Origin of the sequence: Streptomyces sp. NPDC001914 (assembly GCF_042891215.1) — a bacterium.
In the GTDB taxonomy this organism is placed as follows: domain Bacteria; phylum Actinomycetota; class Actinomycetes; order Streptomycetales; family Streptomycetaceae; genus Streptomyces.
In genome coordinates this window covers 89,162-101,100 of sequence record NZ_JBIASW010000010.1, presented here as the reverse complement: position 1 = coordinate 101,100, position 11,939 = coordinate 89,162, and the positions used below count along the sequence as shown (strand labels likewise).

Genomic DNA, 11,939 nt, shown 5'->3' with positions numbered 1-11,939 from the left:
GAGAAGGAGCGGGGAGAGGTCAGTAGGCGAGCTGGAAGTTCACGTTCTGCGCGTCGGTGTCGTAGGGGCCGACGCGCAGAACGAAGCTGGTGCCGTCCTTGACGTCGGTGGCGACGGTCGCCCACGGAGTGCCGTGGAGGGAGTACGTGTTGTCGTTGTTGCACTTGGTGGTGTGGTCGACGAACACCACACAGGCGTAGAGGAACGCCCCGTTGTCCGTGGTGAGCCGCATGTTGATGTCACCGCACCGCGAGGACGTGGTGAAGGGGCCGTACTCCCTGGGGCCCACCTGGTAGCGGTAGTTCAGGTTCTTCGCGCCGCCGTAGCAGCTGGTCGCCGCGGCCGAGGACTGTGCGGCGGCGGGCGCGGCACCCGCTCCCAGCAGTGCGGCCACGGTGAGGAGAGCCGAGGCGAGCGCCCTGGTCCTGATCATGGTGGTCTCCGTTCGGTGAAGTGGGTGAGAGCGTCAGAAGGCGATCTGGAAGGTGGCGGAACTGCCTTCCAGGTCCACGCCGTTGGGCACGGTGAAACGGGTTCCGTTCAGGACGTCGGTGGCGATGGTCGTCCAGCTCCGGCCGATCTTGGTCCAGTAGTTGCAGGCGCCGGTCCTCTCGAACTGCACGCAGGCCCAGCCGAAGTCGGCGTCGCCGCCGGTCATCCGCATGTTGATGTCCGTGCAGCGGCTCGTGGTCACGTACGGGCCGAAGTCGCGCACCTCCCCGTAGCGCACCGTGACCGCTCCGCCGTAACAGCTCGTGGCGGTGGCAGTGGCGGTGGTGCCGGCGGCCGAGGCGGGCGCCGGGACGGTGAAGCCCAGGGTGACGAGCAGGGCGACGAGACAAGCGCGGGCGAGCCGGGCGGTCATGGGGACTCTCCTCGGTACGGCGACGGTCGTTAAGGGGTTCACCGGTTGGCCAGCCGGTCGAGATCGGCCTGGGTGCCGTTGAACACGTCGCCGGTCGCCGGCGCCCGGACGCCCGGGAAGACCGCGGCGTCGGTGTACTGCCACATCGTCCAGGTCGTCGAGCCGTTCGGCAGCGGCGGCTGGGTGATCGACTGGCGGTAGTCCGCGAGTTGCAGCGGATACCGGGCGAAGGCGGTGGTCGACCCCATGCAGTCGTCCAGGAAGGACTTCTGGGTGTAGATCATCGGGACGCGGCCGAAGGCGTTCTCGACCCGGTCGAGCCAGGCCTTGGCGTCGGCCACCGTGCCGTAGGTGGGACAGCGCCCGCTGCCGTCGTCCATGCGCTCCAGGTCGAAGATCGGCGGAAGGTCGCCGGCCCGCTTCCCGGTGTAGCCGGTCGCCCGCACGGCGGCGATGAACCGGTCGGCCTGCGTGGCACCCGTGTCGGCGGCCGAGCCCGTGTAGAAGTGGTACGGCGCCACGGCCAGCCCCGCCGCCCTGGCCCCTTCGAGGTCGGTGGCGAGGTATTCGTCGGTGACGTTCATCCCCCGGGTGGCCTTGACCGTCGCGAACTCGGCGCCCGAGGCCCGTACGGCCTTCCAGTCGATCGGCGCGCCGCCGGGGTGCTGGTACTTGGCCGTGTCCAGACCGTCGATCGGGTGGCCGGCGGGACGGGGCGGCGTGCAGTACGCGTTACGGCTGGACCAGTCCACCAGCTTCGCCCAGGTGTTGGGGCCCACGGTGCCGTCGGCACTGAGGTTGGCGCAGTGCTGGAGCTCGACGACCCGGTCCTCGGTGCCGCCCCCGAAGTCGCCGTCGATGGTCAGCGGCGGGTAGTGGAACGGCTCCATGGCCAGGTTCAGCCGGCACTGGACCTCCTTGACCTCCTCGCTCTTCGCGCCCTTCTTCAGGGTCGGGCGCGCGTCGGTGTGGCCGCACACGGTCGCCTGGGCCGTCCCCGCCGTGCCCTGGGTCGCGCAGGTGTGCGGCTGGGCGGCCCAGGTGTTCAGCGCGGCCCAGGTGTTCGGGCCGAGCACGCCGTCCGCACTCAGCCCGGCGCACCGCTGGAACTCCTTGACCCGCGTCTCGGTCGCCGCTCCGAACGAGCCGTCCGCCGCGATCGGCGTGTACCGGCTCGGCTTCGTCGCCAGGTCGAGCTGGCACTGCGCCTCGACCGTGGCGTCCCCCGTGGATCCCTGCTTCAGCGTGGGCTGTTCGCTCGTGTGCCCGCAGACCGCGACCGCGGCGGCCGGCGCCGCCTGCACCGCCGCGGGTCCCCACAGGGGCAGGACCGCTGCCACGGCGAGGGTCAGACCCCGCAGTAGCGTCCTTGTTCCCATCTGGTGTTCCCCCTCTGATCAGTGGCCGGGAACCCCGGCCGCTGATCAGGCTGGCAGCGCCTGTCCCGCGGCGGATCCTCTCGGTCCGGATCGGGACGACGGGACAGTCCCACGCACCTGACCTGCGGGAACGCGACACCTCTGGGACGGGTATGGGACACGGACGGTGACGCCGGAGCCCGGTCCCGCCGCGGGAGGGAGGGTCAGCGGCTCGTGGAGGGGAGGCTCAGCGGCTCATGGACGGGAGGGCCAGCGTCTCGTGGACAGGAGGCTCAGCCGCTCGTGGACCGCTTCCCGGCGAGGAACCCCACCACCTCCCCGGGAACGATGTGCCCGGCCTCCGGCTCCTCCCACTGGACGGGGTGGATGCCGTGGTCCTTGAGACTCCGCACGAACTCCTCGGGCAGCCTGCCGCCCTCGGTCAGGTGGAGATCGAGGAGTGCCTTCCGCGCCGAAGGCTCCAGTGCTTCCCACCACTGCGTGAGGCGCGCGCTGTGTGTGCTGTTCATATGCCCAGGTGAACACGGACGAACGGCGGCGAACAACCGAGAACGCCGTTCGCGTCGGACCCGGCCGGGCAGGGCGGTGCCCCCCAGGGCCGGGCCGTGACGGAACATGCTGCTCGGAGGGTAGGAGGGGCCCATCCGTGGGCACCATGCGTCTATGCGCGTCGACGAGGACGCCGGTCTCATCAGTCATGAGGAGGGGTCATGAACCGTCAGATCCGGATTCGCGTCAACCGTCGGCCCGCGGCCCCGCGCGAGACGCCGATCGACCGCAGGACGCCGTCGGGCCGTCTGCTGCCGTACTGACGCACGCGCCCCGACTCACCCGCGCCGACGCGTCCGCCGGTGCGAAAGGAACGGCCCGCCGGGTGGATTCCCGGCGGGCCGTTCCTGTCCGGACGGTGTGTCCGAGCGTCAGTCCCGGGCCGCGCGACGGCGTACGGCGAGGACCGCGCCCGCACCGGCGGCGAGGGCCGCGGCGGCCGCGCCCGCGAGCGGGAGCGCGGAACCGGAGCCGGTGCTCGCGAGGTCGCCGCCGGTGGCCGAGGAGCCGGAGGACCCGGTCGCCGCCGAGCCACCCGTGGAGTCCGGGCCGCCGGTGGAGGCGCCACCGGAACCGCCCGTGGTGGACGTGGAACCGGAACCGCCCGTGGAGCCGCCGCCGGTGGAGCCGGAGCCGCCCGTCGAGCCGGAACCGCCCGTCGAGCCGCCGGCGCCGTCGACGTCGAGCAGGATCGGGGCCGAGTCGTTCTTCTTGTTCCTGTCGTACGGGCGTTCGTCGCCGCCCAGCGTCACCGAACCCTCCGCCCCGGGGACGGCCTTGTCGATCCGCAGCCTGAACGAGTAGGTGACGGCGCCTTTCTCGTTGATCCAGAAGTTGGCGAGGTCGCAGTTGTAGCTCCCGGCGGCCACCTTCGAACAGGCACCGGACGCCTTGGTCACCGTCGTACCGGCGGGCATCTTGACCCGGACCTTGGCGACAGGGTTGCCCAGGTCGGACCTCACCCAGGCCGGACCCGCGTTGGTGAACCCGGTGTCCAGGTCGACCGTGTCCCCGACGCGGCCTTTCAGCCGGGCGCCCGTCGCCCGGAAGTCTGCCGTGTTGTCCGCGGTGACCGGCACGCGGGCCCCGTCCCAGTCCGGGTGGTCCACGTTGCCGTCACCCACCGGCGTGGTCGAGGGCAGCTCGGTCAGCTTCACCGCGGGCCCGGTGCCCCGGACGGTCTCCTGGGTACCGTCCTCGCCGCCGGAGTCGTGCGTGGCCACCGTCATGTAGAGGGATTCGTACAGCGCGTGGCCGAGGACGTTCAGCTTCAGCGTCTTCTCGGGCGCGTAGACCGAACCGGCCTTCACCGTCTGGTCGAACTCGCACACCGCGGTGGTGTGGCTCGGGTTCTCGTCGTAGGAGCCGATCTCGTAGCGGGTGCAGTTGGACGGCAGTTCCTGGGGGGCCAGCCCGCGGGTGACGGTGTAGGACAGGTAGACCTTGTCGAGATCCGTGGCGCCCTTGTTGGCGAACGTGCCCGGCACCTGGATGCTGCTGCCGGGATCCACGCCGTCGATCGACGTCAGGGGAGCGAGGGCCAGACCGGTCGGGGAGCCGTCGGCGGAGGCGGGCACGGTGGCCAGGGCCATCAGGCCGACGGCGCCGATCGCGGCGGCGGTCACCGCGGCGGTCCTGCGCGGCGGGCGGCGGTCGGGTGCGGTCCGGAGCATGGGGGGATCCTCGGAGTGAATCGGCGGATACGTACGGACGAACGGCAGGGGAACGGCCGTTCCCGAACATCAGACGTCTCCCGCCGCCGGACGGTTGTACGGCTCCGGCGTACACCGAGGTCCGCCCCTCACCGCCCGCCACGGGGGCACCGGCTCCGCCGTCCGGCCGGGGCGAGCCTTAACGGCCCAGTGCCGCACCCCCGTTGATGTGCAGGATCTGGCCCGTCACGTACGCCGCCTCCAGGGACGCGACGTACCGGACGGCCGCCGCGATCTGCTCGGGACGGCCCGGCTGCCCGGTGAGGGACTGGGCCACGCGGGCGGCGACGAACTCCGGCGTGGCGCGGTCCCCGAAGAACTCCGTGTCGCCGACGAAGCCCGGGGCGATCGCGTTCACGGTGATGCCCTCGGGGCCCAGGCGCTGGGCGAGATCGAACGTGTACGTGTTGATCCAGCCCTTGGAGCCGCCGTACGAGCCGGGGCCGCGCAGCGAGGCGATCGAGGAGAGCTGCACGATGCGGCCGCCGGGGCGGCGCACATGGGGGAGCAGCGCCTCGGTGAGCAGGACCGCGGTGAGCACGTTGGCGTCGAAGTTGCGCCGGTAGCTGTCGGCGACGGAGGCGAGGCTGCCGTCGTGCGACACGGCGACGTTCCCGCCCGCGTTGGCGACCAGGACGTCCACCGGGGCGCCGTCCGCGACGACGGCGTCCCGGGCCGCGCCGACCTGCTCGGGGTCGGCCAGGTCCGCCGCGTGCCAGGACGCGGCCGCGGGCCCGAACCGCTCGTTCAGTCCGTCGGCGGCCTTCCGCAGGACGTCCGCGCGGCGGCCCAGGAGCACCACCCGGTCCCCGTCCGCGGCGAACACCTCCGCCGTCGCCAGCCCGATCCCCGTACCTCCGCCGGACACCACCACACGCCGTCCGCCCATGTCTGCCCACCCGTTGTCGGTATTCCTGGATATGAATCTCGGTCACGTACTGGTACGGATGGGGAGGCTACGGGCGGGCTGAGATGCCGTCAAGTGATGCTGCCGTTCACCCGGTTGACCTGCAGATTCGTTTCGTCGAATGGCTCGCAGGGCAGGGATCGGGCATCGTTTGTCCCAGGTCCGCGTGCTGAGGAAGGAGGCGCTGTGCACGATCACGTGCGGACGGTGGACGGGCGTCTGCTGCGCGTCGAGGTCACGGGGGATCCACGGGGCCGCCCCGTGTTCCTGCTGCACGGAATGCCCGGCAGCAGGGTCGGACCTCGGCCCCGCGCCATGTTCCTCTACCAGCGAGGCACCCGGCTGATCAGTTACGACCGGCCCGGTTACGGAGGGTCGGACCGGCATCAGGGGCGGCGGGTCATCGACGTCGTGAGCGATGTGTCCGACGTCGCCGACGCGCTGGGCCTCGAGCGGTTCGCGGTGGCCGGACGTTCCGGAGGGGCTCCGCATGCCCTGGCCTGTGCCGCGCTCATGCCGGACCGGGTCAGCCGGGCGGCCGCGCTCGTCGGCCTCGCGCCGCGCGACGCGCAGGGGCTCGACTGGTTCAAGGGCATGGCACCGTCGAACGTCGATGAGTTCCGGACTGCGTTCACCGATCCGGATCGGTTCGTGGCCCGGCTGATCCCGAGGTCCGACGCGATCCGCAGCGATCCCGTGCGGCTGCTGGACGAGCTGCGGCAGGAACTCAGCGAGGACGACCGACAGATCGTCTCCGACAGAACGATTCGATCGATGCTGCTCCGTAACTACCGGGAGGCGCTGAGGACGTCGCCGTACGGCTGGGTCGACGACGCGCTGGCGCTCACCGGGGACTGGGGCTTCGATCCCGCGGACATCCAGGTACCAGTACTGCTGTGGCACGGAGCGGAGGACGCGTTCTCGCCCGCGTCTCACTCCTCGTGGCTTGCCGAGCGGATCCCCCATGCAACGGCCGTTCTCGAACCGGGGGCCGGGCACTTTGCCGCGCTGCGGGCCCTGCCGCACGTGCTGGCCTGGTTGCTCGCCGAAACTCCGGCCTGGCCGGCGGCCCAGCGGAGCCCCGCGTCTGCCGAACCGCCTTCGCCGACCGTGCCGGTGCCGTAGCTCGAGCGGCGGACACCCCGGTACCCGCCATCCGTCCAGCTTCTGCCCGAAGACCTGACCGTCGTCATACGGTCAGCGGTTCCAGGTCCCGGTACATCCGGCGCTCGTCCGTGCCATCGCGGCTCATTCCGATCTCGTCTCCGAGGAGCGAGCGCAACTCCGATAGGGCCGCGGTGCGAATGTGGAGAGCTTCCTCGTGACGGCCCAGCGCGGCCAGGGTCAGTCCGGAGTTCGCCACTACGGCGAGGGTTTCCGGGTGATGGGACCCAAGAGCCTGCCGAAGTCCCCGGACGGCTCTCTCCTCCAGTTCACGGGCCTCGGCGAAACGACCCTGGTCGGCCAGGACGTTGGCGTAGTTGGTGACGCTGAACAGTGTGTGCGGATGCTGCTCGCCGAGTACCTCGCCCATGCGCCGCAGCACGCCGCGGAACACCGTTTCCGCCTTCTCGGCGTCTCCGCAACCCCAGTGGAAGATCCCCAGGTTGTTGAGCGCTGCCTGGGTGTACGGATGGCCTTCGCCCGGTCCCTTCATGTATTCCGCAAGGGCGTCGAGGGCGACCTCACGCGCCGCCTCCCACTCGTCCGCGGCGAACAGGTCGGCCGCCATGTTGAGTTCGCAGGCGAGCGAGTCGGGTGTCGGGGTCTCGTACTGCTGCCGGTACTCCTCGCGCGTGGCCGTCGTGAGTCGGCGGGCGTCCTCCAGTTCGCCCGCCCGCCGCAGCGACACGGCCAGGGACTTGGCGCAGGTCAGCGTGCCGGGGAAGGTCTTGCCGAGGACGCGTTTGTGGACGTCGTAGGCACGGGAGAGGAGGGAGACCGACTCGGCGTAGCGGCCGACCTCGCGCAGATCCCGGCCGAGGCGGGCCGCCGAGGCGAGCGTGTACGGATGATCGGGGCCCAGGACTTCGATACGGCGGTCGTAGGTCTCCTGGTCGAGGACCCGGGCCTCTCCGTACCGGCCGACCATGCGCAGAGCCAGCGCGAGGTTGTTGGCGGCGCTGAGCGTGCGCCGGTGCGACTCGTGGAATATCTGCCGGAATCCGTCGTGTGCCTCACGGGCGTATTCGACCGCCGAATCGTACAGACCGAGTGCCGCCAGATCGCTGGCGAGACCGGACATGGTGACGTAGGTGTGAGGGTGCGTGGGCCCGAGGACACGCCGCTGCCGTTCCAGTAGTTCGGTGTTGATCTCACGGGCTTCCACATAGCGCCCCTGGGAACGCAGGACGTTGCCGAGCTGGGCGCGCAGGTACAGATACTGGACGTTGTCCTCACCGAGGACCGGTGCCCAGTGGGCGAGGAGGTCCTTGGCGAGTTCGTGGGCGCCGGAGAAGTCACCGCGCTTCCACAGGTAGCGGACACGGTCGATGAATAGCCTGCGCGTGCCGGCCTCGCTGCAGTCACGGGCTCTGGAAGCTGCCAGGTGCGGCCAGATGACCGCGAACCGTGGCCAGGTCTCCGGGTCGTCGATCGGCTCGTCGCCGTCGGGTCGGCAGCCCGCGAGGACCGTGTGCACCACGTGCCGTGCCTCGCGCCGCTCCTCCTCGTCGAGCTGTGAGCGGATCACGGCCTGCACCAGCCGGTGGACCTGGATGCTGCTGCTGACCTGGTCGACTTTCGCGAGCGCGAACCGGCCGATCTCACGGATCACCCGGCCGAGCAGCAGGCTCTCCTGAAGCGCGGGGTCGTAGGGTTTCAGCGCGTCGATCATCTCCTTGCTGTAGAGCAGGTGAGAGGAGATCGGCTCGGCGCCCATGAACGCGCACAGCTGCAGCAGCCGTACGGAGGCCGGGGAGCGTTCGCGCAGCCGGGCGATGGAGACGTTCCAGGTCGCGGCCACCGTCGTCGGATAGTCGGAGGGCTGGTTGAGGTCCATTACCTCGGTGGTCTGTTCCGCGAGCTGACGCAGATATTCCTCGATCGGAGTGGCTGTCTCCGCCAGCCAGGCTGCCGCCTGTTCAACGGCTAGCGGCAGATCGCCGACCGCGGTCGCCACCCGGTCCGCCTCCCCGGTGCTCAGCCCCGAGGCGCGCCGGGTGAGGTGGTCCACGCTCTCCTCACGCCGGAACACGTCGACGGCCAGCGAGACGCCCCGCTGTGCCCAAGCCTGGTTGCGGGAGGTTACGAGGACGTGCCCGCCGCCTCCCTCCGGGAGGAAGCGCTGGATCTGCGCCGGGTCGTCGGCGTTGTCGAAGACCAGGATCCAGCGCTTGGTCGGTTCCCCGCTGGCCAGTGCCCGTACGGCTTCCTGACTGGCCACGTTGATGTCCTCCGCACTGGACGCGCCGATGCGGGCGGCGAGTTCGGCGAGCGAGGAAACTACGTCGTCGGGGTCCTCGGCGGAGATCCACCACACCAGGTCGTAGTCGGCCATGAACCGGTGCACGTACTCCAGCGCCACCTGGGTCTTGCCGACGCCACCGAGCCCGTACAGGGCCTGCGGCTGCGGCAGGAGGACCGAGACTCCGCTGCCCAATTGGTCGCGGACCCAATCGAGAATGACATCGCGGCCGGTGAAGGAGCTGTTGCGCTGGGGCGCGTTCCAGACCGTGGGGGTGCTGCCGGCGAAGCGCGGCATGGACGAGCCGACCTCGACGTGCCCGCCCCTCAGCTCCAAGGCTTCCCTGAGCACACCGACACATTGAGCTTCGTCGAGCCGGTGCAGGTCGACCGGGTTGTGGTCGAGGTAGTACCGGGGCAGACGGACCTCGTCCACCCGCAGCGGTACGAGGGCTCCGCGCCCCGCGTGGTCGTCCGGCCCGGTCAGGGCGCGCCAGACGGGCTCGGCGTGCCGGGACCTGTGGAACGCCTTCGACAGGAGCACGAGGGTGCGGACTTCGGGATCCCGGCGTTCGACAGGCCCGTCCGCGATGTCCTGCCGGACGACCCTGCAACCGGACCGGTCGAGGAGCGAGGCGATCCAGTCGGCCCAGACACGATTCTCCGGAGCGTGCACGATCACGACCTCGAAGCCGTACACCTGACGCCGCCTCGTGAACGCGTCCCGGCAGCGCAACCGCACAGGTTCGGGCACCGGTGGCAGGGCGGTGACCTCGCCGTCCGACACGACCGCGGTGAGCCGCTCGAACGCGGACAGCAGTGAGTTGGAGATCCCGCTCGCGTCCCCGACAGTGGCGAGCGTCTCCTCGTACGCGTAGTACGGGCGGTAGGGGATCTCGACGCTTCCCCAGTACGAACTCAGCTCCTCGCCGCTCAGGTCTCGGCCGTCGGCCGCCTTGGGAAACCCCTCGAACCGTGTGCGGGCGAGCGCGCGTCCGGCGTCCACCTTCTCCTTCTCGTTCTCGTCGACGCGCATCAGGACGGGCAGCACCCGGATGTGGCGCCGGCGATAGCCTTCGCCGACATCGCGGGCCACGGCCGCCGCGCCGTCGAGTGACTGATCGCTGAGCGTGAAGCAATCCACGAGGACGTCGGGCATGTGAATGGTGCAGATGTCGGCGTTGTCGGACAACCCGGTGCGGCTGTCGATGAGGACATAGTCGTAGGCGGCCTTCATGTTGTCGCGCAGCGCGTCGAGGAAGAGCCCTCCGCCCAGCCGTTCGTAGAAGTTGTCCCATTCGAAGGACGACACGCTTGCCGAGTACGAGCGGTCCGCGCGGCCGGCGCCGAGGAGGTCGAGTGAACCTCCGTCCTGGAAACCCAGCCCGAGCCGCTCGGGCGTGAGCGAGATCGCGTGCGGTTCGACGCGGGCATGGTCGAGGTGCCACGAGCCGGAGCGCTGGTCCGCGGAGGTCGCCGCCCAGGCGTACTCGTTGATTATGTCGATGATCCCGGTGGTGGCCGCGAGCGCGTTCGTGTCGAGGAAAGGGTGGAAGAAGCGGTGCAGACCAGGGGCTTCCAGGTCCCAGTCGACGGCGAGAACACGCTTGCCGTTGGCAGCGAGGATCCAGGCGGTGTTGGCCAGGGCCATCGTCCGGCCCGTGCCTCCCTTGTACGAATAGAAGGTGATGATCCGTCCGTCCCGCACGACAGTCATGTCTCTTCTCCTCCGTGGTCGGATCCACCCGCGGGCAGTGAGGGGTGGGCAGGACCCAGCAGGCGTGGCCGGCGGATCGACGGGCCGACGGGCGGATGCGCCTCGGCGTGCTTGAGGTACTGACGGGTCGCGTGCGCCACGACGGCGGGCAGAGCGTCGGTGAAGGCTTTCAGGGTGGGGACACCATCGACGGCGAGCCGGCAGTCGGCCCGCCTGCCTCGGTCCAGGATCAGAGGCAGTGTCCGCTCCAGGTCGGCGGCCAGCCTGCGGCCCTCCTCACCGTCGCACTGGGGGTCGGCCCTGCTCCAGGGGACCATCGCGCTGACCCAGGGCAGCGCGTCGGCGTCGAGCGCCTTGAGCCTGCGGCGGCGTACCTCGTCGGTGAGCGCCCACCGGTCGACGAGCAGGATGCAGGGATGGCTGGGCGCCTTCCCGGCGGCGCCCTTGTCGCCTGGCCCGTCCGTCCCCTCGGCGTCGAAGGACGACACGGATATCTGGTAGTCGAGGGAGCGGATCAGCTCTCCGGCGAGTGCAGGAAGGGACTGGGCGGACTCCGAGTGGTACGGGTTCCAGTCGCGCGCGTCATCGCCGTACGGGCTGGTGTCGCGATGCTCGGGGAGGGTCCGCAGGGTGGGAGCCGCCACCGTCAGATGGATCCGCCGGCGTGCCGAGCCGCGTGGTTTGAACGCGCTCGGTGTGTCCTCGTACCTGCGAGGTCTGCCGGGCGGCGGAAAGGCCTGCGCGACCCGAACGATCCGCTCCGCCAGATGGAGAACCACTTCCTCGTACTCGTCGCGGAGTCTGCTGAGCTTGATCAGGCCGTAGATCCCGTCAGCCGCGTACCGCCCCCCACGCAGTGCCGGGTCGATGGGGACGGGCTTCACCGAGTCGGGCAGAATGGTGTGGTCGACAGGCGCCCACAGCACGGGGACGATGGCGGGCGGGGCACCGGAGCCGACGGCTTGCGCCTGCAGGACCCGCTCGTTGAACGCGAACCACTCCCGGCCGCAGACCTCACTGCTGAAGTACCGCGGGGAGAGCAGCGGCACGAAGACGGGGCATTGCGCGAGATTCTCGCCGGACCGGTCCGACCAGCCGCCCCCCGAGCGCGTCTCCAGGTCCATGTACCCGGCCTGCGCACCCCGGGGGAGATCCGTGAGCGCTCTGATGTGTTCGCACAGATCCGTGAACAGGACGCGCACCCAGTGATCGGCATGTCCCGCGGCTGGACCCCAGCCCGTCGTGCGGGCGTGACTCAGAAAGAAGCAGGGCCGGTTGGTCGACGCTGGTTCAGCCGGGTCCATGCATCCCCCTGTCCATGGATGAGCCCTCCACAGGACGTTTGCCTGGCCGAGACCACAATCTTCCGGATCGAGGCTCAAGCCAGTCATTCATTTCACGTCAT

At 70.2% G+C, this 11,939-nt stretch carries 9 protein-coding genes; 1 reads left to right on the top strand and 8 read right to left on the bottom strand.

Annotation, left to right across the window (positions count from 1 at the left end; genetic code table 11):
* Positions 1 to 19: 19 nt before the first annotated feature.
* The 6 genes from ACFYYF_RS26980 to ACFYYF_RS26955 form a co-directional block, all read right to left on the bottom strand.
* A complete protein-coding gene (locus tag ACFYYF_RS26980; protein WP_361677681.1) occupies positions 20 to 433 on the bottom strand; it encodes a hypothetical protein in 414 nt (137 codons plus the stop codon).
* A gap of 33 nt (positions 434 to 466) precedes the next feature.
* The gene (locus tag ACFYYF_RS26975) at positions 467 to 865 is read right to left on the bottom strand and encodes a hypothetical protein (RefSeq protein ID WP_388780074.1); all 399 of its coding nucleotides are present in this window, start codon (positions 863 to 865) and stop codon (positions 467 to 469) included.
* A gap of 38 nt (positions 866 to 903) precedes the next feature.
* Complete coding sequence (locus tag ACFYYF_RS26970; protein WP_388780072.1) at positions 904 to 2,244, bottom strand: GH25 family lysozyme; 1,341 nt, start codon at positions 2,242 to 2,244, stop codon at positions 904 to 906.
* 272 nt (positions 2,245 to 2,516) lie between these two features.
* Complete coding sequence (locus ACFYYF_RS26965) at positions 2,517 to 2,753, bottom strand: hypothetical protein (RefSeq protein WP_361677690.1); 237 nt, start codon at positions 2,751 to 2,753, stop codon at positions 2,517 to 2,519.
* A 411-nt stretch (positions 2,754 to 3,164) separates the two neighbouring features.
* Entirely contained in the window at positions 3,165 to 4,466 is a 1,302-nt protein-coding gene (locus tag ACFYYF_RS26960; protein ID WP_388780070.1) for a hypothetical protein, read from the bottom strand.
* A 178-nt stretch (positions 4,467 to 4,644) separates the two neighbouring features.
* The gene (locus tag ACFYYF_RS26955) at positions 4,645 to 5,394 is read right to left on the bottom strand and encodes an SDR family NAD(P)-dependent oxidoreductase (RefSeq protein WP_388780068.1); all 750 of its coding nucleotides are present in this window, start codon (positions 5,392 to 5,394) and stop codon (positions 4,645 to 4,647) included.
* 204 nt (positions 5,395 to 5,598) lie between these two features.
* Between ACFYYF_RS26955 and ACFYYF_RS26950 the strand changes: the two genes are divergently transcribed.
* The gene (locus tag ACFYYF_RS26950) at positions 5,599 to 6,537 is read left to right on the top strand and encodes an alpha/beta fold hydrolase (RefSeq protein WP_388780066.1); all 939 of its coding nucleotides are present in this window, start codon (positions 5,599 to 5,601) and stop codon (positions 6,535 to 6,537) included.
* Positions 6,538 to 6,601: 64 nt separating this feature from the next.
* Here the strand turns inward: ACFYYF_RS26950 and fxsT are convergent, their stop codons facing one another.
* Entirely contained in the window at positions 6,602 to 10,534 is a 3,933-nt protein-coding gene (gene fxsT, locus ACFYYF_RS26945) for an FxSxx-COOH system tetratricopeptide repeat protein (RefSeq protein ID WP_388780064.1), read from the bottom strand.
* Positions 10,531 to 11,838 (bottom strand): TIR-like protein FxsC, encoded by a 1,308-nt coding sequence (locus ACFYYF_RS26940; RefSeq protein ID WP_388780062.1) that lies wholly within the window; start codon positions 11,836 to 11,838, stop codon positions 10,531 to 10,533. The genes fxsT and ACFYYF_RS26940 overlap by 4 nt, the downstream gene beginning before the upstream one ends.
* Between the last annotated feature and the right edge of the window lie 101 nt (positions 11,839 to 11,939).

Excerpts from the sequence above, each read along its gene's own strand:
- ACFYYF_RS26970 (WP_388780072.1), bottom strand. The coding sequence starts at position 2,244 with ATGGGAACAAGGACGCTACTGCGGGGTCTGACCCTCGCCGTGGCAGCG.
- ACFYYF_RS26975 (WP_388780074.1), bottom strand. The coding sequence starts at position 865 with ATGACCGCCCGGCTCGCCCGCGCTTGTCTCGTCGCCCTGCTCGTCACC.
- ACFYYF_RS26940 (WP_388780062.1), bottom strand. The coding sequence starts at position 11,838 with ATGGACCCGGCTGAACCAGCGTCGACCAACCGGCCCTGCTTCTTTCTG.
- ACFYYF_RS26955 (WP_388780068.1), bottom strand. The coding sequence starts at position 5,394 with ATGGGCGGACGGCGTGTGGTGGTGTCCGGCGGAGGTACGGGGATCGGG.
- fxsT (WP_388780064.1), bottom strand. The coding sequence starts at position 10,534 with ATGACTGTCGTGCGGGACGGACGGATCATCACCTTCTATTCGTACAAG.
- ACFYYF_RS26960 (WP_388780070.1), bottom strand. The coding sequence starts at position 4,466 with ATGCTCCGGACCGCACCCGACCGCCGCCCGCCGCGCAGGACCGCCGCG.
- ACFYYF_RS26980 (WP_361677681.1), bottom strand. The coding sequence starts at position 433 with ATGATCAGGACCAGGGCGCTCGCCTCGGCTCTCCTCACCGTGGCCGCA.
- ACFYYF_RS26965 (WP_361677690.1), bottom strand. The coding sequence starts at position 2,753 with ATGAACAGCACACACAGCGCGCGCCTCACGCAGTGGTGGGAAGCACTG.